This is a genomic window from Piscinibacter sp. PDB1-1 (genome assembly GCF_056675995.1).
In genome coordinates, this window is record NZ_JBWVZJ010000002.1 from 181,149 (window position 1) to 203,349 (window position 22,201).

Sequence of the window (22,201 nt, forward strand, 5' to 3'; positions counted from 1 at the left end):
CGCGATGCAGATCCTGCACACCATCGAAGCGCTGCGCTCGGCCTTGCCCGGCCCGCAATCCTGCGCCCTCGTGCCCACGATGGGCAACCTGCATGAAGGCCACCTGGCCCTGGTGCGCCAGGCCAGACAGCATGGCGTTCCTGTGGTGGCCAGCGTGTTCGTCAACCGCCTCCAGTTCGCGCCGCACGAAGACTTCGACCGCTACCCTCGCACCTTGCAGCGCGACGCCGAGCTGCTGGCGGGAGCCGGCTGCGACTTCGTCTTCGCACCCGACGAACGCGAGATGTACCCGCAGGCTCAAACATACAAGGTGCACCCGGATCCCGCGCTGGCCGACATTCTCGAAGGGCACTTCCGACCAGGTTTTTTCACTGGCGTAAGCACGGTGGTCATGAAGCTCTTCACCATCGTTCAGCCCCGCATTGCCGTGTTCGGCAAGAAGGACTACCAGCAACTGATGGTGATCCGCCGCATGGTGGATCAGTTCGCGCTGCCGGTGCTCATCGAAGGCGGCGAGACCCGGCGCAGCGCTGAAGGCCTGGCGCTGTCGTCGCGCAATGGCTACCTGAGCGCGGCCGAGTTGAATGAAGCCCTCGCGCTTTCGCAGGCGTTGAAGCAGCTCGCCAGCGCATACAGGGCGCAGCCAGAGCAGATGGCAGATCTGGAGCACCAGGCCGCCCAAGGCCTCACGTCACGCGGTTGGCAGCCCGACTACCTGACCGTGCGACGCCGTGGCGATCTGCAGCCCCCGACCGCAAGTGATGCCACCGGCCCGCTGGTCGTGCTGGGCGCTGCACGGCTGGGCAGCACCCGCCTGATCGACAACCTGGAGTTCTGAAGCGCGCCAGCCGGTCAGGCTGGCCCGAGGCACCCGATGAAGCTCAGCTCGGTGCGCGCACGCCGAGCTTGAACCCGATCATCGCCCGCAGCTTGTTGGGCACCACGGGTTTGACGAGCAGATGGAAGTCGTTGGCCTGCGCCTCCGCCTCATGGCCCGACATCGTGCTGCCCGTGACCATGATCGCCGGCACGCTTTCGCCGAAGCGTTCACGCAGTGCCCCGATCACTTCGACCCCGGTGTGCCCACGCTCCAGGCGGTAGTCGACCACCAGCAGATCGGGCCGCAGGGCGACAGGGTCGGCAGCCTGCGCCCAGGCGCGTGTGGCGTCCAGCGTCTCGAACGATACGACCTGGGCGCCCCAGCCCTTGAGCAAGACTTCCAGGCCACCACGCACCGAGGGCTCGTCTTCCACGACCACGATCAACTTGCGCTCCAGCGTCAGCCCGAGCGGCGCCTTGCCCAAGAGATCCGAAGGCCCACGCGAACGCGGCGACTTGCCCGACGGCAGGCGCAGAGAGAACACCGTGCCACGCCCTGTCTCGGAACGCAGCGTCAAAGGTGCCTCCATCAAACCCGCCAGGCGCTTCACGATGGCCAGACCGAGCCCGAGCCCCTTTCGCTGCTGCGGCGAGAGTGTCTCGCTGTAGGGCACTTGGTAGAACTCTTCGAAGATGCGAGCCTGCTCGCGTTCGCGGATGCCCACACCCGTGTCCCACACCTGCAGCAGCATGCGGCCGTCGCGCCGGCGACAGCTCACGAGCACACTGCCGTCGTTGGTGTACCGGATGGCGTTGGAGACGAGGTTGCGCAGGATGCGTTCCAGCAGCACCGGGTCGGCGTAGACGTTGTGGGCCTCGCCGCTGAACCGCAGGCTCAAGCCCTTCTCGAAGGCCACGGGCTCGAAGTGCAGCCTGAGCTTGCGGAAGATGTCGCCCACGCAGAAGTGCACCGGCGCGACATCGACCCCGCCGGTGTCGATCTTGGTGATGTCGAGCAACTCCGAGAACAGGCCCTCGAGTGCGTCGACGGAGCCGTTGATGCTGGCCACCAGTTGCGTGACCTCTTCGTCGTGGCTTCGCTGGCGCAACGCCTCGGCGAACAGCCCCATGGCATGAAGCGGCTGGCGAAGATCGTGGCTGGCCGCAGCAAAGAACTGCGTCTTGGCGCGATTGGCGACCTCGGCCTCTTGCCGTGCCGCTTCGGCCGCAGCCTTTTCCGCTCGCAACTGCACCAGCAACTGATCGGCACGCACCTTGATCTGCAGCAGACCCTCGTTGTTCTTGCGGTACAGGCGCGCGAGCATCACGGTGATGCCGAAGATCACCAACAGATAGGCGGCGAGCATCAGGCTCTTCGAATCGCCCGGCAACGCCACGCGCACGACCAGCGGCGTCAGACACAAGGCGCAGAACTCGTAGAACGTGTTGTTCTGCGGTGAAAGTATCTGCATGCCCGCCATGCAGAAGCTGTAGATCGTCAGGATGAGTATCAAGCGCTCGGTGGCACCACCGTAGCCATAGAAGAACCACGCGGCGATGCCCCATAGCAGGCCGGCGCACAGCGTCGTCGCGCGCCAGGCCTGGTACCACCCCAGCAGCGCCTGCTGGTCGTTGCGCGTGCGGCGCTTGAAGTTGTAGGACATCCAAGCGCGAATCACGCCCAGCACCACCAGCACGAACAGCCATGCCGCCATGCCGGTCCGCGGCACGAGGCGCCAGTACTGCGTGACGACGACCGTCACACCGACGACCATCGCCACCGTCGTGGTCGGAAGGTAGGCGTAGATGTCGACAACGCGCTCGGCCGAGGCCTGGTCGTTGAGCATGGCCTTGTTGGCGGCCTCGCCAGAGCCCGTTCCGGCCCCACCCGTCGCCCCTTCGGGCAGCGGCGCCAGCAAGTCGTAGCTCGTGCTCGGCAACGGCGACATCTCAGCGCGTCTTGCCGTTGTTGCTCGGGCCGCGCCAGGTCGTGAACCCGCCGTGCTGCTGGCTCATCTGGCCCACCGCCAGCACGGCCTGCGTGCGCGAGCTCACGCCGAGCGCGCGCAGCACGGCGGCCACGTGGTCCTTCACGGTCTCGACAGACAGACCCAGCTCGCGCGCGATCAGCTTGTTGGGGTTGCCCTTGAGCAGCAGCGCCAGCACATCGGTCTGGCGCGGCGTGAGGCCGAGCGAGGCGAGATTGGGCTGCGTCTGGAAGCCGCTGTCGGTGGCCTCCTTGCTGACCACATTGAGCTGCCCTCCGGGGAAGTCCGTGCTGCGGCGGCCCATGCGCGGCGGCGGCGGCTCGGTTCCGATGGTCATCGGCGGCACGTAGATGCCACCAGACATCACCATGTGCAGCGCCTCGAACAGGGTCTCGTTGGTGGCTCGCTTGGGCACGAAGCCCATGGCGCCGAGGTCGATGGAGCGGATGACGTCACTCGCCCGGTCGGAGGCCGATACCACCACCACCGGCAACGCCGGGTAGGCAGCCCGGAACTCGACCAGCAGCTCGAAGCCATCGGCATCGCCGAGTTGAAGATCGAGCAGCACGAGATCGAAATCGCTCTCGCTCTTGAGTGCCTCGCGCGCGGCACGGGCACTGCCCGCACCGACCACCTTGACGTGGTCCCCCAATCCCTTGATAACCGTCTGCAGCGCCGAAAGAATCAGCGGGTGGTCATCGACCAGCAGCACCTTCATTGTTCTCCCCCCAAGCGGTGTATGCAGCCTGGGATCGTATGCGAGGCGCTGGGGGGCCAGCCCCCTCCTATTGGGGGAAGGGTGGGCAAGCCCTAAGGGGCAATTGCGACAAGGCGATTCGGCAGGGCCTCAGGCGTAACGGCGTGCAAGCGATTCGGCGACGCAGACTGGCTTGTCGGAGCCTTCGCGCTCCATCGTGCACTCGACGGTCATCTGCGCGCCGCCTTCGAGTGGAACGTATTCGAGCAGCTTGAAGCGGCCACGCAGCCGGCTGCCCACCGGCACCGGTGCCGGGAACCGCACCTTGTTGAGGCCGTAGTTCACACCCATGCGGGTCTGGGTCACCCGGAACGCCGACGCCGTCATTTCGGGCAGCAGGCTGAGCGTCAGGAAGCCGTGCGCGATAGGTGCGCCGAACGGGCCGGCCTTGGCGCGCTCCGGGTCCACGTGGATCCACTGGTGGTCGCCGGTCGCATCGGCAAACTTGTTGACCTGCTCCTGCGTGATGGTCATCCATTCGCTCACACCCAGTTCCTGGCCGACCAGCGGCTGCAGGTCGGTGATCTTCTCGAAAGTCTTCATGAATTGATCCAGCTGATGAGGGGTTGCCACTGCTCCAGGTCGCGCTCGACCCGGCTGGGCGCCACGTCCCACAGAGTGAGACCCCGTGCAGCGAGGTGCACGTAGTTTTGAGTGTCCCGCAAGAAGGTGAGCACCGGCGTCTCCAAGGTGCCAAGGAAGCTGCGCAACTGGTCGGCAGAGATGGTGCCCTCGCGGATGCGCATGCCCACGATGCCGACCGACACCTTGTCGCTGCGGCGGTGCGCAAGCAGGTCGCGCACGAAGGCATGCGTGGCGTGGATGTCGAAAATGCTCGGCTGCAGCGGCACGATCACCTTGTCGGCAATCTTCATGACCTGTTCGAGCCGCTTGCCGTGCAGACCGGCCGGCGTGTCGAGCACGACGTGCGTCGTCCCCTTGGGCGGGCGCACGATGTCGTCGTGGGCCACGTCCCACCCGGTGATCAGGGGCAGGTTGCCTGGGCGCAGACCGAGCCAGGTGCGGGCCGACTGCTGTCGGTCGACATCGCCCAGCATCACCGCGTGACCGGCCTGCGCCAGGTACCCCGCCACGTTGGTCGACAAGGTGCTCTTGCCCACCCCCCCCTTCGGATTCGCCACCACGATCACCGGCATGCGCTGCTCCCGAGTTTGCGTTTGCGGTTATGTTAACGGGGCCCTCCAGGGCCCGCCCATCAAGACTTACCAGTGAATTCCATGGCCGAACCCACAGACATCCTGGTGCTCACCGCGCACCCGCACATGGAACTGTCGCGCATCAATCGGCGCCTGATGCGCGCCGCCGCCGAGGTGCCGCGAGTCGAGGTTCGCGACCTCTACGCGCTGTATCCCGATTACCTGATCGACGTGGAGGCCGAACAGGCGGCGCTGCGCAAGGCCCAACTGGTTGTCTGGCAGCACCCCCTGCACTGGTTTCACATGCCCCCGCTGATGCAACTCTGGCTCGAGGAAGTCCTGAGCTTCGGCTGGGCCTATGGCCCGGAGGGTCAAGCGCTGCGTGGCAAGGACGTGTGGCTGGTCACGAGCACCGGGGGCTCGGAAGACTCCTTCAGGCCCACGGGCTACAACCGCTACCACTTTGATGCTTTCATGCCGGCGTACGAGCAGACGGCGACGATGTGCGGCCTGCGCTTCCTGCCACCGATGGTGCTGCACGATGCGCATGCGCTGGGCACCGAGGCGCTCGAAACTCACGCGCGAACCCTGAGCAATCGCCTCACCAGCTATCCCGAATGGCCAGAGCTCGACGGCCTGGAGGAATGCCCCACCTGCGAGGTGCCGTGGTCGGCTCAGCCCCGCGAAGCCTCGACCACCGAGGCCGCTTGATGGAACACGGCAACTGGCTCACGAGCGGCCTGATCTACCTGGCCGCGGCGGTACTCGCCGTTCCCCTGGCCAAGAAGCTCGGCTTGGGTTCCATCATCGGCTACCTGGTGGCCGGCATCGCGATCGGGCCGGCAGGCTTGCGCCTGGTCACCGATCCGCAGGACATCCTGCACTTCGCGGAGTTCGGTGTCGTGCTGATGCTCTTCATGGTCGGCATGGAGCTCGACCCGCGCCGGCTGTGGGCGATGCGCAAGCCCATCTTCGGCTGGGGCAGCGTGCAGCTTCTGGGCTCAGCGGCACTGTTGCTGGCGCTCGCCGTCGCGGTGGGTGTGCCTTGGCGCGTCGCGCTCGTGGCGGCGTTGGGGCTCGCGATGTCGTCGACGGCCATCGGCCTGGGCGTGCTGGCCGAACGCAACCAGATGGCCACCACCAGCGGGCAGAGCCTGCTCAGCGTGGCACTGCTGCAAGACATCGCGGCCATTCCGATCCTGGCGCTCGTGCCCTTGCTGGCCCTGGGCGGCGATCAGGTCGAGGGCAACGTGTGGCTGATCGCCGCGAAGGATGTCGCGGTGATCGCCGGCATCGTGCTCGGCGGGCGCCTGCTCCTGCGCCCGGCCTTGCGCTGGATCGCACGCAGCGACACGCCAGAGATCTTCACGGCGGCGGCGCTGCTGCTTGTCGTCGCCACCGCCGCACTCATGCAGGCGGTCGGGTTGTCGATGGCGCTCGGCGCCTTCCTCGCCGGCGTGCTGCTGGCCGAGAGCGAATACCGCCGGGAGCTGGAGACCGACATCGAGCCCTTCAAGGGCCTGCTGCTCGGCCTCTTCTTCATTGCAGTCGGCATGAGCATCGACTTCGATGTGGTGCGCCAGGAGCCGCTGCTCATCGCAGCGATCGTGGTGGCCTTCCTGGCACTCAAGGCCGCCGTGTTGTGGGGCATGGGCCGCGCCATGCCGCTGCCCAAGCCGGAGCGGCCGGTGTTCATCATCTTGCTCGCGCAGGGCGGCGAGTTCGGCTTTGTCGTGTTCCAGACTGCCGCGCTGGCCGGTGCGATCGATGCACCCACCTCGTCGGTGCTGCTGGCGGCCGTGGCCGTCTCGATGCTGCTGACGCCCTTGCTGCTGGTGGCCGCAGACAAATGGTGGATACCTCGGCTCGCGCAGCGAAAGCCAGCCGCCGTGGAAGAACTGAACGAACAGCAGGAGGCGCCGGTGATCATTGCCGGCTTCGGCCGCTATGGCCAGATCGTCGGGCGCCTGCTGTTTGCCAATGGCATCGACGCCACCGTGCTCGAACATGACGCCGAGCAGGTCGAAAGCCTGCGACGCTTCGGCTGGCCCGCGTTCTATGGCGACGCGACAAGGCTCGACCTGCTGCGCAAGGCCGGTGCAGGCAATGCACGACTCATCGTCGTCGCCATCGATGACATCGAGCAAAGCCTCAAGCTCGTCGACGTGGTGAACGAGCACTTCCCGCAGCTCACCGTCGTCGCGCGTGCGCGCAACGTGACGCACTACTACGGTCTGCGCGATCGCGGTGTGACCATGATCGAACGCGAGACGCTCGACTCCGCATTGATGAGCGGCCGCAGCGTGCTGGAGTCACTGGGCTGGGAGCGACACCAGTCGCGCAACCTGGCGCTGCGCTTTCGCCTTCACAACATCCATCTGCTCGAAGAGATGAGGCTGCACCGAAAGGACGAAGCCAAGTTCATTGCGGTGGCAAAGCAAGGCCGAATCCAGCTGGAGCAACTGTGGGCCAAGGAGAGGGCCGATGCGAGGGCGCAACTGCGCCGCGCCGGGTGGCTGGGCGAGTCCGCCGAGACAGAGGCGGCGACAGACGCGGCCCCCGGCACAGACAAGTCGACAAGATGACCACTGCACTCCTTCGCACTCACTCCTTCCGGGCCCTGCAACCGGGCCGGCGCCTGATCGTGCTGGGCGCGGTGCATGGCAACGAGACCTGCGGCACCCGCGCGATCGAGCGCGTGCTCGGAGAACTCGACAGCGGCGAATTGCAGATCGCACGCGGCACCATCACCTTCGTGCCGATAACCAACCCGCTCGCCTATCAGCGTGCACAGCGGGCGGGTGACCGCAACCTCAACCGCAACCTGCGCCCGAACGTTGCGCCGCAGGACTACGAAGACTGCATCGCCAACGTGCTGTGCCCGCTACTCACCGAGCATGACGTACTGCTCGATCTGCACTCGTTCCACACCGCCGGCCAGCCCTTCGCGATGATCGGCCCTGCGGACAACCAGGGCACGCTGGAGCCCTTCGCCCACGCGGCCGAGGAGGAAGCCCTGGCGCTGCGCCTGGGCCCGCGGCGCATCGTCGAGGGCTGGCTCGACACCTACGCTGCCGGCGTCGCGAGCCGCCTCAAACGCAGCACACCGGCCGACCGCGCGCAGATGCTGAGCACCGACCCGAGCTACGGCGTGGGCACCACCGAGTACATGCGAAGCCGCGGCGGCTACGCGATCACGCTGGAATGCGGCCAGCACCAGGACCCGCAGGCACCCGAGGTGGGCTACCGCGCCATCCGCCACACGCTGGCGCAGCTGGGGCTGGTCGAAGAGGCGGCGCCGCCCGCGCGAACCGACATCGAATTCCTGCGCCTGGCCGAGGTGACCGACCTGCACGACCCGCGCGATCGATTCGCGAGGCCATGGGCCAGCTACGACCCGCTGCGCGCCGGGGACCTGATCGGCACGCGGGCCGATGGCACGGAGCTGCGTGCTCCGGCCGATGGGTTCATCGTGTTCCCGAACCCCGCGGCCCTCCCGGGCAACGAGTGGTTCTATTTCGCCATCAGAAGCCCGCGCGTGTTGCGGGCCTGAGGCGCCTTGTACCGACGCGCACCGGCGCGCGCCGGTGTGCGCCTCTTTATCCAATGCTCAATACGCAGCTTCGAAGATCGCTTCGACGTCTTGCTGAGTCAGCTTGCGCGGGTTGGTTGCACCCGAGCCGTCCTTCATGGCGTTCGCTGCCATCAGCGGGATGTCTTCGCGCTTCACGCCCAGCTCTGACAACTTGGCGGGGATGCCTACGGCGCGTGCCAGGTCGTGCATCGCCTTGACGGCGGCTTGTGCTGCAGCTTCGTCGCTCATGCCGGCGGTGTCGACACCAATCGCGCGCGCCACATCCGCCAGGCGCGGTGCGCAGGCGCTCACGTTGGCGGCTTCGACGTGCGGCAGCAGCAGCGCATTGCACACGCCGTGCGGCAGGTTGTACTGGCCACCAAGCTGGTGCGCCATGGCGTGCACATAGCCCAGGAAGGCGTTGTTGAACGCCATGCCGGCCAGGAACTGCGCGGCCGTCATGTTCTCGCGTGCCTCGATGTCGTCCTTGCCGTTGGTCACGGCGCGCACCAGGTACTTGCCGATCAGCTTGATGGCATGCAGGCCGCATGCGTCGGTGACCGGCGTAGCCATCCTGGATACGTAAGCCTCGACCGCGTGCGTCAGCGCGTCCATGCCCGTTGCGGCCGTCAGAGAAGCGGGCATGCCGAGCATGAGCTCGGGGTCGTTGACCGAGATCAGCGGGGCGAGCTGACGGTCAACGATGTTCATCTTGAGGTGCTTGGTCTCTTCGGTGATCACCGCAAAGCGCGTGATCTCGCTGGCGGTGCCCGCCGTGGTGTTGATCGCGATCAGCGCGAGCGGCGCCTTCTTGACCTTGTCGGCACCGCGATAGTCCATCACGGCGCCACCGTTGGTGGCCAGCACGGCGATGACCTTGGCGCAGTCGTGCGGCGAACCACCGCCGAGCGAGATGATGCAGTCAGCACCCGCTTCCTTGAGAACGGCGAGCCCTGCTTCGACATTCGACACGGTCGGGTTCGGCTTCACGCCATCGAACACCGAGACCGACATGTTCCGCTCGCGCAGCAGCGCGGCAACCTTCTCGGTGACGCCCAGCGCAGTGAGCGGTGCGTCGGTCACGATCAGCGCGTGCTTGAAGCCGCGCGACTGCACGACAGACATGGCGTCGGCCAGGCAACCGGCCCCCATGTAGTTTTCGGCGGTCATCAGAAAGCTGCGAGTCGGCATGGTGGTACCTCGGATCAGTGAAATGCAATGCGAAGCTTTGATTTTCGCACGCTCGTTTAAATCAGCGCGTCCCAGAGGAGCTTGACACCTGTGAGAAACATCCCGGCATAGACCAGTTTGTAGAACAGCTGCTGCGGGATGTGCGGCACGAGCTTCACGCCGATCCACACACCCACCGGCGCAAGCGGCATCAACACCAGCGCCGTGCTCATGTTGCGCAGGTCGATCAGGCCAAGCCATGCATAGGGCGCCACCTTTGACAGGTTCACCGCCGCAAAGAAGATCGCCGACGTCGCGGTGAACGTGATCGGCGGCAGGCGCAGCGGCAGCACGTAGGCACTCAAGGGGGGCCCACCGGCATGCGACACGAAGCTCGTGAACCCCGACGCCACGCTCAGCACGCGACCGAGCCAGCGCGGGGGCGGCGGGCTGTCGGCGCGCGGTGGGAACAGCATGCGCTGCGCCAGAAAGAGCAGCGTCAAGCCGCCCACGATGCCCGACACCATCTTGGTCGAGAGCACGCCGAAGGTCAGAAAGCCGACGAGCACGCCCAGCAGCCCAGTCGGCAGCAGGAAGCGCAGCAGGGCGCGATCACGCAGCTTGTAGAGCGACTTGACCCCCACCGCATCCATCACCAGCAGCAGCGGCAGCATGATCGCCGCGGCCTCGGGCACCGGGATCGCCAGCGCCATCAAAGGTGTGGCCAGGGGGCCGAAGCCGGCACCGAAGCCGCTCTTGGCCAGGCCCATCATCAGCACCGCCGGGATGGCAGCGGCATAGAACCACGGATCGGTGATCATCAAATGGGCCGGGCTGGGCACCGGCCTGCGCAAGGGACGACAATTCTCCGATGTTCGCGCCCTCTCAACACGACGTCCGCCGCTTCTTCTGCGAAACCCGCCGCAAGCGCCGCGAGAACCTGCCGCTCACGCCGATGGAAACGGTGGCCGCCGACTGGATCGACGAGCACCCCGAGTACCACGCGGAGCTCGACGACCTCGACTCGGCGCTCGCAGCCGTGTACGACGTCGAAGCCGGTCGCACGAACCCCTTCCTGCACTTGTCGATGCACCTGTCGATCAGCGAGCAGGTGAGCATCGATCAGCCGCGTGGCATCAAGCAGGCCTACGCGTTGCTGGCCGCCAAACGCGGGTCGGCCCACGACGCTCACCACGAGGTGATGGAGTGCCTGGGCGAGATGATGTGGGAGTCTCAGCGCAGCGGGCTGCCGCCCGACGGACACAAGTACATCGATTGCGTGCGCCGAAGGGCCACACGCTGACAATCCAGCGAAGCAAGGTTTCCATCAAGCATCGCCCGCGGAGCCGGCTCGGCCGGGCCGCTGGGTGGCGCCCCTCGGGGTCAGGAGCGAAGCGACTGGGGGCCTACTTCACGCTGATCCAGCGCCACTCGAGCCAGTTGTCCGGCCGATGCACCGCCGACACATTCGCCCGTGCGGCCCAGGGAGTCATCTGGCGGTGCAGCGGGATGTTGAGCACCAGCTCGTTGTGCCGTTTCAGCGCCGCCTTGATGATCTCTTCACGCTTCTTCGGGTCGGCTTCCTTGCTCGACGCGGCCGCCAGTTCCTCGAACTTCTCGTCCCTGGCCCCACCGAAGTTCCACGACCCCACGCCGCCTTCACCACGCCCACGCAGCACCGGCGTGAAGATGGTCTCGGCATCGGTGATGGCACCGCCCCAGCCCAGCATGTACATCGAGGTGTCGTACTTCTGCACCTTGGGGAAGTAGGTCGCACGCGGCATCGCGTTGACGCGCACCTTGACAGCTAGTCGCGCCCACATGGCGGCCAGCGTCTGGCAGATCTCTTCGTCGTTGATGTAGCGGTTGTTCGGGCAATCGAGCGTCACCTCGAAGCCCTGCGCGTAACCGGCGTCGGCCATGAGCTTCTTGGCCGCAGCCAGGTCATAGGGCAGGCGCTTTTCGAGGGCGAGGTCGTTGAAGGCGCCCAGCGGCGAGGGCGTGATGCCGCCCGTGGGCACCGACTGCCCGCGCATCAGCTTGGTCTTCATCGTCTCGATGTCGACCGCCTGGTACAGCGCCTGGCGCACGCGCTGGTCCTTGAAGGGGTTCTTGCCTTTGACGCTGCTGTAGAGCAGTTCATCACGCGACTGGTCCATGCCGATGAAGACAATGCGGTTCTCGGGCCCGTCGATGACCTTCAGGCCGGCGGTGTTGCGCAGGCGCGGCAGGTCTTGCGGTGCCGGGTCGAGGATGAGATCGATCTCACCGGAGATCAGCGCCGCCACGCGCGTGGCGTCGTTCTTGATCGGCGTGTAGACCACCTCTTGCACGTTGCCCTCGAACTTGCCCCACCAAGCGGCATTGCGCTTGTAGACGGTCTTCACGTCAGGCTGGCGCGAGACCAGCACGTAGGGCCCCGTGCCGTTGGCGTGGAACGATGCGTAGCCCTCTTCCTTGTTCTTGAAGTCGAGCGGCTTGGTGGCCTTGTTCTTCTCGGCCCAGGCGCGGCTCATGATGGGCAAGAGGCTGATGTGCTGCATGAAGATCGGGTTGACGCTCGCGAGCGTGAACTCGACCGTCAGGTTGTCGATCTTCCTGGGCGTGCCCACGGCATTGGCGTACACGCTGATGTCGGATCCCGAATCGCGCGCCCGCTGCAACGAGAAGAGCACGTCGTCGGCGCTGAACGCGCTGCCGTCATGGAACTTCACGTTCGGCCGTAGCTTGAAGCGCCACTGCGTGGGGCTGAGCTGCTGCCACTCGGTGGCCAACGTCGGTTCGAGAACCATGGTCTTGCCGCGGCTGACGAGCGTTTCGTAGACCTGCCCGTTCATGGCGTTGGTCAGGATCTCGTTCTGCGAATACGGGTCCATGGTCTGCGCGTCGCCCTGGGTTGCCCAGCGCAGGGTCTGGGCCGAGGCCGGGCCGCCCGAAATGGCGGCAAGGGCGGCGGCAATGCAAAGAATCGACGACAGGCTGCGTGTCATGCGCGCTCCAGCAGGTAAAGGGGAAACGCGAGGAGTTTATGGGGCCGCGTCGTAACCCTCTTCGGCCAGGGCCCGGCGCAATTCGTCGGCGCTGCAAGTCGATTCGATTCGCACCTGGTGCTTGGGCAGGTCGAAACTCAGCTGCGCCTGGCTGTCGAGCCGGCGCACGGCCTCGGTGACGGCACGCGCGCAGTTGTTGCAGTTCATGGTGGGGAGCGTCAGTTCGATCATGGTGAGGTCCGGGTGCGTGCAACGAGGCTGCCAGCTTGCACCTTGCCATGATGTCAAGGTCGTGGCGCGGGTCTTTCAAGGCGATTGACCCTCCCATGATGGCAAGGTCTAAGCTGCACCGCATGGCATCCCCCACCCTCACCTTGCAGTTGCCCATCGAAGGCATGACCTGCGCGTCGTGCGCGAGCCACGTCGAGAAGGCCTTGTCGCGCGTGCCCGGCGTGCAGTCGGTCAGCGTCAACCTCGCCACCGAAGAGGCCACGGTCGTGCGCGAGCGAAACGGCGGCCCCACCTCCGACCTGCTGGCGGCCGTTTCGCGCGCCGGCTACACCGCCCGCGAGGCGAGCGCCCCGCCCCCACCGCCCGCCCGCGAGGGTTGGCCCGTGATCGCCGGCGCACTGCTGTCGGCCCCGTTGGTGTTGCCGATGATCGGAGATGCCTTCGGCCAGCACTGGATGCTGCCTGGCTGGTTGCAACTGCTGCTCGCCACACCAGTGCAGTTCTGGCTGGGTGCGCGCTTTTATGTGGCCTCCGTGAAATCGCTGCGCTCGGGCAGCGCCAGCATGGACGTTCTCGTCGCCCTGGGCACGAGCGCTGCCTACGCGCTGAGCGCGTGGCACCTGTGGCAGATGTGGCATGGCGCATCGTCTGAACTGCCGCTCTACTTCGAATCGTCCGCGGTGGTCATCACGCTGGTGCGCCTGGGCAAATGGCTCGAAGCGCGCGCCAAGCGCCAGACCACCGAAGCGCTGCGCGCCTTGCAGGCGCTGCGCCCCGAGAACGCCCGCGTTCGCCGCAACGGGGTCGAGGAGACCGTGCCTCTGGCCCAGGTGCGTGTGGACGACGAAGTCGTGCTGCGCCCGGGCGAGCGAGCGCCGGTGGATGGCAGCGTTCTCGAAGGCGAGAGCCACATGGATGAATCGCTTCTCACCGGCGAAAACCTGCCTGTGGCCAAGGGCCCGGGCAGCCGTGTCACCGGAGGCGCGATCAACGCCGAGGGCCTGCTGGTGCTGCGCACCACCGCCGTCGGCGCGGAATCGGCGCTGGCGCGCATCGTGCGCCTGGTCGAGTCGGCGCAGGCGCGCAAGGCACCCATCCAGCAACTGGTGGACAAGGTGAGCGCGGTCTTCGTGCCCGCGGTCATGCTGGTGGCCGTGGCCACCTTTGCGGGCTGGTGGTGGCTGCAAGGCGATGCCCCGACGGCCGTGTTGCACGCCGTGGCCGTGCTGGTGATCGCCTGCCCTTGCGCGCTCGGGCTGGCCACGCCGGCCGCCATCATGGTGGGCACGGGAGCGGCGGCGCGCCACGGCATCCTCATCCAGGACGCCATGACCCTCGAGGCGTTGCGAGAGGTCAAGGTCATGGCTTTCGACAAGACCGGGACGCTCACGCGCGGTCAGCCGGTGCTCATCGACGCCATCCCTTACGGCATCGCCAAGAGTGACCTGCTCACGCGCGCCGCCGCGCTGCAATCGGGCAGCGAACACCCGTTGGCGCGCGCGGTGCTGCTCGTGGCCGGTGCCGCCCCACCCGCGCAGCAGCTCCAGGCCGTTGCCGGGCGCGGCGTGCAAGGCATGGTGGGCGACGAACGGCTGGCACTGGGCAGTAGTCGGTGGATGAGCGAGCTCGGCATCGACACCGCGCCGCTCGCCCCGGCCGCGCGCGACATGCAGGCGCAGGGCAGGACCGTGTCGTGGGTGGCACGCACCGACGCCCCGCCCACGCTGCTCGGCTTGCTCGCCTTCGGTGACGAAGTCAAACCCGAGGCAGCCGACGCCGTGCGCCTGCTCGCCCAGCAAGGCGTGCGCAGTGTGCTCGTCAGCGGTGACAACGCGGGCAGCGCGCACGCCGTGGCGGCCCGGTTGGGTATCGCAGAAGTCCACGCCGAGGTGCTGCCCGGTGACAAGGCCGGTGTGATCGCCGCACTGCGCCAAGGCCTGCCGGCAACGGCGAAAGTGGCCATGGTGGGCGACGGTGTCAACGATGCGCCGGCCCTGGCCGCCGCCGACGTGGGCATCGCCATGAGCACGGGCACCGATGTGGCCATGGCCACCGCCGGCATCACGTTGATGCGCGGCGACCTGTCACTCGTGTCGGCCGCGATCGATATCTCGCGACGCACCAGCGCCAAGATCCGCCAGAACCTGTTCTGGGCCTTCATCTACAACGTGATCGGCATCCCGCTTGCGGCACTCGGCTGGCTGAGCCCGGTCGTGGCGGGTGCGGCGATGGCCTTGTCGAGCGTGAGCGTCGTCGCCAACGCCTTGCTGCTCAAACGCTGGCAACCCACGGAGACCCGCGATGAACATCGGTGAAGCCTCGAAGCTGTCGGCGGTCTCGGCCAAGATGATCCGGCACTATGAGGGGCTCGGCCTGCTGCCCAAGGTGCCGCGCACCGAGGCCGGCTACCGGCTCTACGACGAGGCCAGCGTGCACACGCTGCGTTTCATCCGCCGCGCACGCGACCTGGGCTTCAACATGAAAGAGATCGAAGCCCTGCTCGGCCTGTGGCGCAACCGGCGCCGCGCAAGCGCCGACGTGAAGCGCATCGCCAGCGCGCACGTGGCCGAACTGCAAAGACGCATCGACGAGATGCAGGCCATGCAGCGCACGCTCGCGCAACTGGCCGATTGCTGCCAGGGCGACTCGCGGCCCGACTGCCCGATCCTCGATGACCTGGCCGGGCTGGAGGGCGCCTAAGGCGACGCTGAATGAGTCCCCGCAGATTGCCGCGCCTTGAGTTCGGATGGGCTGCAAGGCGCAAAGCACAGCGATACCCGTAGGTATCGCGAGCATTTGCAGCGCCGCAGACCGCCGAAATCAAGGATGCGGCGGCTGCGAGGGACTTGTTCAGCGTTGCCCTAAGGCGGCCAATCAGGCGGTGACGCCCGTGCGCTTGGGCGCGTCTGCGCCAGCCCACAGCTCTTCGAGGTGGGTGAACTTCCATTGCGCGTTCGACTCGCGCGCGGCAATGCGGTCGACGCACAGGCTGCTCGACAGGTCGAGCAACTCGGGCGTGATGTGCAATTGCGATCGGGTGGAGAAGAACACCTTCACCTTCGGCGCCACCAGCGAAGCCGCGTTCTGCTCGCACACCACCGCCAGGCGGCCGGACTGCATGCGCACCAGCGAGCCGATCGGGTAGATGCCGACACTCTTCACGAAGGCCTGAAACACGACGTCGTCGAAGTGCGAGCCACGCCATTCGGCCATCTTGCGAATCGATTCGGCCGGGTCCCACCCGTTCTTGTAGGGGCGGTCCGAGGTGATGGCGTCGTACACGTCGCACACCGCGCCCATCTTGGCCAGCAGCGAGATCTCGTCCCCGCGCAGGCCGTGGGGGTAGCCGCTGCCGTCCATCTTTTCGTGGTGGTGCAGGCAGACGTCGAGCGCGCCGGCCGTCGCCGTGCCGCCTTCGAGCAGCATCTCGTAGCCGCAGGTCGGGTGCGACTTCATGATCTTGAACTCGTCGTCGGTGAGCTTCGCCGGCTTGTTCAGCACCTCGGTGGGCATCATGGCCTTGCCCAGGTCATGCAGCAGGCCCGCCAGGCCGGCCTCACGCGTGCGGGCCTCGTCCAGGCCGAGTTGGCGCGCCAGCGACACCATCAGCGCGCACACAGCCACCGAGTGCATGTAGGTGTAGTCGTCGTGTGTCTTCAGTCGCGCCAGGCTGACCAGCGCACCCGGGTTGCGGTAGACCGAGCCGGCGATCTCGTCGACCAGCGGCAGGCAGGCCTGCGCATCAATGGCGTTGCCCATGCGGGCTTCGGAAAACAAGGCCATCACGGCCTGCTTCGACTTGGACATCACCGCAGCGGCGCGTTTGACCTCCCCCGACATGCTTGTGGCTTCGGTGCTGATGATCGCGGGGACGGCAGGCGGCGCCACGGGGGCGGGCGGCGGCGCTGGCGGCTCTGGCTTGGGGCTTACGGCGGTCGGTTCTGCCTGCACGTCGAGCCCCTTGCTGACATCGATCACGCAGGCCGTGACGGCGCTGGTGCGCAGCTTTTCCAGGTCGGCCGGGTCGTCGAGCACGAACTTGGTCTTCCAGAAGGGGTGGTCGAGCCACGAGCCTTCCAGCGCATGCAAATGCATGCCCAGGCGCAGCTGTTGGATAGGGATCTTCTTCAGCATGGTTCGGTGGGGCGTACCCGGCACGCAGAGGAGCGCGCCGCTCAGAGAGGTATCGACACCCGGCCGCCAAACTTGACCGCCACGCGCAAACAAAAACGCCGCTCGGTGGGAGCGGCGTTTGCTGTGAAGTGGGCCCTGACTGGTGGCCCTGACCTGGCGGTCAGCGGAAGCGCGATTGCGGCACCGTGTGCAGGTCGCTCGGCAGCGTCGACAGGTACTGTGCGAGCTGCTTGAGCTGCGCATGCGTGAACGGCTGCGCGCTTGCCGCCATGATGGCGTTGGAGCGGCCGACCTGCGGGTTGTGTGCGGTCTGGTAGGACTTGAGCGCCACGAACAGGTAATCACCGTGCTGACCGGCCAGCTTGGGGTACGTGCCATCGATGGGGGTGTTGAAGTCCGCACCGTGGCAGGAGCTGCACTTGCCTTGCTCCAGCAGCTTGGCGACCGCGGCGTTCGGCTGGACAGCCGCGGGTTTGGCCGAGTCGGCCTTGCCGCCTTGCTGTTCGTAGAACGCGGCGACGTCGGCGATGTCCTGGTCGGTCAGCGAGCCGGCAATGGCCTTCATGGTCGGGTGCTTGCGGTCGCCCTTCTGGTAGGCGTGCAACGCCGAGGCGATGTACTTCGCGCCCTGGCCCGCGATCATCGGGACCTTGTGGATCTCCGGAAAGCTGGCCTGGTAGCCCGGAATGCCGTGGCAGCCGATGCACATGGCCGCCTTCTTTTCACCTGCCTGCGGGCTGGCTTTGACATCCTGCGCCTGGGCGCTGACGGTGGCGCTGCCGAGTGCAGCCAGGGCGAGGATCGTGGAGAGCAGTTGTTTCATGTTCCTGCGGGGCGGGTCTTCGAAGTAACCGCGGATTATATGGAAGGCATGGCGGGGCTCTATGGCATCCCGGGCGGTGTCATGCAGCAGACAGCGCCAGGGGAAAGGGCGCTTATATACTGGCCCGTCACCCTTTCACCTAGCACCGCCGTATGAAATTCACAGGCTCCGAGAACTATGTCGCCACCGATGACCTGATGCTGGCGGTGAATGCGGCGGCCACGCTGAAGCGCCCGCTGCTCATCAAGGGTGAGCCTGGCACCGGCAAGACGATGCTGGCCGAAGAGGTCGCCCAGGCCCTGGGCATGCCCCTTCTGCAGTGGCACATCAAGTCGACCACCAAGGCGCAGCAAGGCCTGTACGAATACGACGCGGTGAGCCGGTTGCGCGACAGCCAGCTCGGCGACGAGCGCGTCAAGGACATCCACAACTACATCGTCAAGGGCGTGCTGTGGCAGGCCTTCACCGCCGACAAGCCGGTGGTGCTGCTGATCGACGAGATCGACAAGGCCGACATCGAGTTCCCGAACGACCTGCTGCGCGAGATCGACCGCATGGAGTTCTACGTGTACGAGACACGCGAACTCATCAAGGCCGTGCACCGCCCGCTGGTGTTCATCACCTCGAACAACGAGAAGGAGCTGCCGGATGCCTTCCTGCGCCGCTGCTTCTTCCACTACATCAAGTTCCCCGACGCCGACACCATGAGCAAGATCGTGGAGGTGCACTTCCCGAACCTGCGCAAGGAACTTCTGTCGGCCGCGCTGAAGAACTTCTACGACGTGCGCAACCTGCCCGGCCTGAAGAAGAAGCCGTCGACCTCCGAACTGCTCGACTGGCTGAAGCTGCTCGTGGCCGAAGAGATCCCGCTCGAAGTGCTGCAGAGCAAGGACGACAAGGTCTCGGTGCCGCCCCTCGTCGGCGCGTTGCTCAAGAACGAGCAAGACGTGTCGCTGTTCGAGAAGCTCGTCTTCATGCAACGGCACAACCGCTGATATGGAGCCGGTGGCGCCCGTCACCCTGGAAAGCGAGCGCCTTCGCCTCGAACCCCTGGCACGCAGCCATCTGCAGGGCCTGCTGGCCGCTGCCGCCGACGGCGAACTCTGGACACTGCGCATCACCTCGGTGCCAGCGCCGCACGAAACCGTGGCCTACATCGAGACCGCGCTCAAGGGTTTCTCGCAAGGCCACCGGCTGGCGTTTGCCGTCATCGACAAACCCAGCAGCCGCGTCATCGGCTGCAGCAGCTACCACGACATCGTGCCCGCGGTCGAGCGGCTGGAGATCGGCTACACTTGGTACTCGAAGAGCGTTCAGCGGAGCCACGTCAACACCACCGCCAAGCTGATGCTGATGACGCATGCGTTCGAGACGCTCGGCGCCAGGCTCGTGGGCTGGCGCACCGACAACTACAACTTCGCGAGCCAGCGCGCGATCGAACGCCTGGGCGCCCGGCTAGATGGCGTGCTGCGCCACCACGCCCTGCGCCGCGACGGCACCGTGCGCGACACGGTGATGTACAGCCTGACCGCGGGCGAATGGCCCGAGGTCAAGGCCCACCTGCAGTACCAACTCCAAAAGCCGCGCTGAGCGGCTTTTTTCATGGGCGCCCCGCCCTGCCCCGTCGAAGGAATCGAGACGACCATGGCCAAACGCAAACACCTCGGCATCGACGATCTCTGGCAGTTCGATCGCATCGGCGGCCTCGCGCTCTCGCCCGATGGCGCCCAGGCCGTGTGCTCGGTGACGAGCTACTCGATGGAAGACAACAAGGGCCACAGCAGCTTGTGGCTGCTCTCCACCTTCGGCGGCGAGCCACGACGGCTGACGAGCTGTGGCCCGAAGGACGGGCAGCCTGCGTGGTCGCCGCGCGGTGACCGGCTCGCCTTCATCGCCAGGCGCGAGCAAGAGGGCAAGAAGGACGAGACCCCGCAGCTGTACGTCATCGCTCCCGACGGCGGCGAGGCGCAGCGTGTGAGCCATTTCGCGCCCGGCATCGAGGCGTTCAAGTGGTTCCCCGATGGCAAGCGCATTGCCTTCGTGGCGTGGGTCTGGCCCGACGTGAAGGGAGCGGCCGCTCAGAACAAGCGCCACCGGGCCTTCAAGGAGCGCAAGGAGACGGCCTACGTCACCAGCGAAGCGCAGTACCGCTACTGGGACAGCAACCTGCCCATGGGCCGCGTGCCGCATCTGCATGTGCTCGACGTGGCGAGCGGCCGCATCCAAGATCTCTTCGAGGGAACGAGCCACGAGCTGACGCGCTGCGATCCCGACGCCGATGCGTTCGACATCGCGCCCGACGGCAAGCACATCGCCTTCGCCACCGATCCCAACGCCGTGCGACGCATCGACCACTGCAAGGCCATCGCGGAACTCAACCTGCGCCACGGCACGGTTCAGCTGCTCGTGCGCGACAAGGACTGGAACTGCGAAGCCCCGCGCTACAGCCCCGACGGCAAGCGCATCGCCTTCGTGACGGCGCACCAGGGCAGGCGGCACACCATGCACCACCAACTGGCCGTGCTGGAGCGCGGCGGCCGCCACCGGGTGCTCAGCGCCGAGTGGGACCATGAAGTCAACACGCCTTTGCGCTGGGACGAGAGCGGCCGGGCGATCTACTTCTGCGCCGAGGACCAGGGCCGCCGCCACCTCTATCGATTCGATACCGAGGGCGGCACACCCGAAATTGCCGCACGGGGCGGCTGGGTGCACCAGTTCGATCTGCAGGGCGACACGCTCGTGACGGCTGCCGATGCCATGGCGCACCCCGTACGGGTCCATGCACAACGCGGCGCAAACGCGGCGGTGCGCCTGGAGAGCTTCAACGACGAGCGCCTCAGGCAGTTCCGGCTCAGCCGACATGAGGCCGTCGAGGTCACCGGCGCACAGGGCGACCTGGTGCAGGTGTGGCTCATCTACCCGCCCGACTTCGATCCCAAGAAGAAGTACCCGCTGATGCAGGTCATCCATGGCGGCCCGCATGCGGCCGCGGGAGACACTTTCCACTACCGCTGGAACAACCAGGTCTTCGCGGCCCAGGGCTACGTGGTCGCCTGCGTCAACTACCACGGCTCCAGCGGCTTCGGCTACGCCTTCCTCGACAGCATCACCCACCGTTGGGGCGAGCTCGAACTGCAGGACGTGGAAGCCGCCACCGACTGGCTGATCAAGAAGCCCTGGATCGACCGCCGGCGAGTCTTCGCCACCGGCGGCAGCTACGGCGGCTACATGGTGGCCTGGATGAACGGCCATGTGAAACCCGGTCGCTACCAGGCCTACGTATGCCATGCCGGCTGCTTCGACTGGACCGCCATGTTCAGCGACGACGCCTATTCCTGGCACGCCAAGGACCTGGGGTGCTGGTACTGGGACGATCTCTCGCGAATCCACGCGCAAAGCCCGCACGCGTTCGCCAAGCACATGGGCACGCCGACGCTGGTGGTTCATGGGGCACTGGACTACCGCGTGCCCGACCAGCAGGGTCTGGCCTACTACAACACGCTCAAGGCGCGCGAGGTGGATGCGCGGCTGGTGTGGTTCCCGGATGAAAACCACTGGATCCTGAAGCCACGCAATTCGAAGCTTTGGTACGAGGAGTTCTTCTCATGGTTGGCGCGGCACGACCCGGCTTCGGGCCGCGGCTCGCCCAAGAAGAAGAAAGCGGCGCCCTGAAGAGCGCCCGCATCGAGACCGCAATAACGCTTACTTGAACGGCCAGTTGAAGGCCACCCCGAAGCGCTCGTCGCCCCAGCCCGCGCCATCGGGCAGGTGACGAGCGGCGATATCCACGGCGAAGCGCTGCGGCACCAGCCAGAGCCGCCCGCCAACGCGGCTCGATTCGGTGCCGGCATCCGACCCCGCCCACTCGGCAAACAGCACCCCCGAGCGGAAGGGCTGCCAGACGCTGGTCACGGTGGCGCGGGTGCGCTCGATGGACGTGTACTCCATCCCGAGGCTCGTCTGAAGCGACAGGCTGTCGAGCAACTGCATGGAGCCGCCGAAGGCCAGCGCCGTGCGCGCCGTGCGCAAGCCACCATCGGCATCCGGGGGGCGCACGCCAGCCCAGTCCAGGCGCATGGAGCCGACGAACCCCGAAACCAGTTCTGTGGAGGACAGACTGCTGTATTCGGCCACCACCAGGCTCGGGCCGGGGTCGGTGGGCTTGACGCGCGGCGTTTCGACCTTCCAGCGCGAACTGTCGAGGGTGCAGGCGCCGTCCATCTTTTGATAGAACAAGGCGGGCGCCACGTCGCCGAAGGCCGTGGCTGGGCAATCGGGCAAGGCGTTGTCAGCCCACGCAGGTGCGCTCGACAGCGCCAAAAGCGCCGCCGCCCACCCTGCCCATGCCAATTTCTTTGCTTCCATACCGGGCGACATGATGCGAGGAGCGTGCCCGGATGTCACCCATTCCCGGGCATGGCGGGGCGGAATTCGGGTGATTCCTCACGGGACACACGCCTGCCACACGGCGCGAGGCCGGCTGCCGATGAAATGCCTCGCCGGCGCCACGGCGGCATGGAGACCCGCCTCGCCAGCCGCCACGTAGCATTGGCCCTTT

21 protein-coding genes are annotated in these 22,201 nt (G+C 66.5%); 10 read left to right on the forward strand and 11 right to left on the reverse strand.

What is annotated here, in order from left to right:
* Nucleotides 1-4: 4 nt before the first annotated feature.
* Complete coding sequence (panC, locus tag AC1KAR_RS12605) at nucleotides 5-838, forward strand: pantoate--beta-alanine ligase (RefSeq protein ID WP_480318146.1); 834 nt, start codon at nucleotides 5-7, stop codon at nucleotides 836-838.
* A 43-nt stretch (nucleotides 839-881) separates the two neighbouring features.
* On the opposite strand, the gene AC1KAR_RS12610 is transcribed toward panC, so the two are convergent.
* The 4 genes from AC1KAR_RS12610 to AC1KAR_RS12625 form a co-directional block, all read right to left on the reverse strand.
* Complete coding sequence (locus AC1KAR_RS12610) at nucleotides 882-2,768, reverse strand: sensor histidine kinase (RefSeq protein ID WP_480318147.1); 1,887 nt, start codon at nucleotides 2,766-2,768, stop codon at nucleotides 882-884.
* 1 nt (nucleotide 2,769) lies between these two features.
* Nucleotides 2,770-3,525 (reverse strand): response regulator, encoded by a 756-nt coding sequence (locus AC1KAR_RS12615; protein WP_480318148.1) that lies wholly within the window; start codon nucleotides 3,523-3,525, stop codon nucleotides 2,770-2,772.
* Between the two features lie 129 nt (nucleotides 3,526-3,654).
* On the reverse strand, nucleotides 3,655-4,107 hold the full coding sequence (locus tag AC1KAR_RS12620; RefSeq protein ID WP_480318149.1) for a MaoC family dehydratase: 453 nt from the start codon (nucleotides 4,105-4,107) through the stop codon (nucleotides 3,655-3,657).
* Nucleotides 4,104-4,721: a nucleotide-binding protein gene (locus AC1KAR_RS12625; protein WP_480318150.1), complete on the reverse strand. Its 618-nt coding sequence runs from the start codon at nucleotides 4,719-4,721 to the stop codon at nucleotides 4,104-4,106. Before AC1KAR_RS12625 ends, AC1KAR_RS12620 begins: the two co-directional genes overlap by 4 nt.
* 81 nt (nucleotides 4,722-4,802) lie before the next feature.
* On the opposite strand from AC1KAR_RS12625, the gene kefF reads away from it, so the two are divergent.
* From kefF to AC1KAR_RS12640, 3 genes are read left to right on the forward strand one after another with little or no spacing between them, the layout of a single operon-like run.
* Nucleotides 4,803-5,432: a glutathione-regulated potassium-efflux system oxidoreductase KefF gene (gene kefF, locus AC1KAR_RS12630; protein WP_480318152.1), complete on the forward strand. Its 630-nt coding sequence runs from the start codon at nucleotides 4,803-4,805 to the stop codon at nucleotides 5,430-5,432.
* Complete coding sequence (gene kefC / locus AC1KAR_RS12635) at nucleotides 5,432-7,306, forward strand: glutathione-regulated potassium-efflux system protein KefC (protein ID WP_480318154.1); 1,875 nt, start codon at nucleotides 5,432-5,434, stop codon at nucleotides 7,304-7,306. Before kefF ends, kefC begins: the two co-directional genes overlap by 1 nt.
* Nucleotides 7,303-8,274, forward strand: a complete 972-nt coding sequence (locus AC1KAR_RS12640) for a M14 family metallopeptidase (protein WP_480318156.1) — start codon at nucleotides 7,303-7,305, stop codon at nucleotides 8,272-8,274. Before kefC ends, AC1KAR_RS12640 begins: the two co-directional genes overlap by 4 nt.
* 57 nt (nucleotides 8,275-8,331) lie before the next feature.
* Here the strand turns inward: AC1KAR_RS12640 and AC1KAR_RS12645 are convergent, their stop codons facing one another.
* Together AC1KAR_RS12645 and AC1KAR_RS12650 are read right to left on the reverse strand one after the other, a co-directional pair.
* Nucleotides 8,332-9,486: an iron-containing alcohol dehydrogenase gene (locus tag AC1KAR_RS12645; RefSeq protein ID WP_480318158.1), complete on the reverse strand. Its 1,155-nt coding sequence runs from the start codon at nucleotides 9,484-9,486 to the stop codon at nucleotides 8,332-8,334.
* A gap of 56 nt (nucleotides 9,487-9,542) precedes the next feature.
* A complete protein-coding gene (locus tag AC1KAR_RS12650) occupies nucleotides 9,543-10,286 on the reverse strand; it encodes a sulfite exporter TauE/SafE family protein (RefSeq protein ID WP_480318160.1) in 744 nt (247 codons plus the stop codon).
* A 50-nt stretch (nucleotides 10,287-10,336) separates the two neighbouring features.
* Between AC1KAR_RS12650 and AC1KAR_RS12655 the strand changes: the two genes are divergently transcribed.
* A complete protein-coding gene (locus tag AC1KAR_RS12655) occupies nucleotides 10,337-10,768 on the forward strand; it encodes a DUF1841 family protein (protein ID WP_480318162.1) in 432 nt (143 codons plus the stop codon).
* Between the two features lie 103 nt (nucleotides 10,769-10,871).
* Here the strand turns inward: AC1KAR_RS12655 and AC1KAR_RS12660 are convergent, their stop codons facing one another.
* Nucleotides 10,872-12,455, reverse strand: a complete 1,584-nt coding sequence (locus AC1KAR_RS12660) for an ABC transporter substrate-binding protein (protein WP_480318164.1) — start codon at nucleotides 12,453-12,455, stop codon at nucleotides 10,872-10,874.
* Nucleotides 12,456-12,491: 36 nt separating this feature from the next.
* Nucleotides 12,492-12,686 carry a heavy-metal-associated domain-containing protein gene (locus AC1KAR_RS12665; RefSeq protein WP_480318166.1) on the reverse strand — a complete coding sequence of 65 codons (195 nt, stop codon included), beginning with the start codon at nucleotides 12,684-12,686 and terminating at the stop codon, nucleotides 12,492-12,494.
* A gap of 95 nt (nucleotides 12,687-12,781) precedes the next feature.
* Here AC1KAR_RS12665 and AC1KAR_RS12670 point away from each other — a divergent pair, with 95 nt between their 5' ends.
* On the forward strand, nucleotides 12,782-15,001 hold the full coding sequence (locus tag AC1KAR_RS12670; RefSeq protein WP_480318167.1) for a heavy metal translocating P-type ATPase: 2,220 nt from the start codon (nucleotides 12,782-12,784) through the stop codon (nucleotides 14,999-15,001).
* A complete protein-coding gene (cueR, locus tag AC1KAR_RS12675; protein ID WP_480318169.1) occupies nucleotides 14,988-15,386 on the forward strand; it encodes a Cu(I)-responsive transcriptional regulator in 399 nt (132 codons plus the stop codon). The genes AC1KAR_RS12670 and cueR overlap by 14 nt, the downstream gene beginning before the upstream one ends.
* Before the next feature lie 174 nt (nucleotides 15,387-15,560).
* Here the strand turns inward: cueR and AC1KAR_RS12680 are convergent, their stop codons facing one another.
* The gene (locus tag AC1KAR_RS12680; RefSeq protein ID WP_480318171.1) at nucleotides 15,561-16,820 is read right to left on the reverse strand and encodes a cyclic di-GMP phosphodiesterase; all 1,260 of its coding nucleotides are present in this window, start codon (nucleotides 16,818-16,820) and stop codon (nucleotides 15,561-15,563) included.
* Between the two features lie 160 nt (nucleotides 16,821-16,980).
* The gene (locus AC1KAR_RS12685; protein ID WP_480318173.1) at nucleotides 16,981-17,643 is read right to left on the reverse strand and encodes a c-type cytochrome; all 663 of its coding nucleotides are present in this window, start codon (nucleotides 17,641-17,643) and stop codon (nucleotides 16,981-16,983) included.
* Between the two features lie 152 nt (nucleotides 17,644-17,795).
* On the opposite strand from AC1KAR_RS12685, the gene AC1KAR_RS12690 reads away from it, so the two are divergent.
* The 3 genes from AC1KAR_RS12690 to AC1KAR_RS12700 are packed head-to-tail and all read left to right on the forward strand — an operon-like array spanning nucleotide 17,796 to nucleotide 21,315.
* Nucleotides 17,796-18,638 carry an AAA family ATPase gene (locus AC1KAR_RS12690; protein WP_480318175.1) on the forward strand — a complete coding sequence of 281 codons (843 nt, stop codon included), beginning with the start codon at nucleotides 17,796-17,798 and terminating at the stop codon, nucleotides 18,636-18,638.
* Nucleotide 18,639: 1 nt separating this feature from the next.
* Nucleotides 18,640-19,233 carry a GNAT family N-acetyltransferase gene (locus tag AC1KAR_RS12695; RefSeq protein WP_480318176.1) on the forward strand — a complete coding sequence of 198 codons (594 nt, stop codon included), beginning with the start codon at nucleotides 18,640-18,642 and terminating at the stop codon, nucleotides 19,231-19,233.
* A gap of 54 nt (nucleotides 19,234-19,287) precedes the next feature.
* Nucleotides 19,288-21,315: a S9 family peptidase gene (locus AC1KAR_RS12700; RefSeq protein ID WP_480318178.1), complete on the forward strand. Its 2,028-nt coding sequence runs from the start codon at nucleotides 19,288-19,290 to the stop codon at nucleotides 21,313-21,315.
* A gap of 30 nt (nucleotides 21,316-21,345) precedes the next feature.
* Here AC1KAR_RS12700 and AC1KAR_RS12705 read toward each other — a convergent pair whose 3' ends face one another.
* Entirely contained in the window at nucleotides 21,346-22,008 is a 663-nt protein-coding gene (locus AC1KAR_RS12705; RefSeq protein ID WP_480318180.1) for a hypothetical protein, read from the reverse strand.
* Nucleotides 22,009-22,201: the final 193 nt, after the last annotated feature.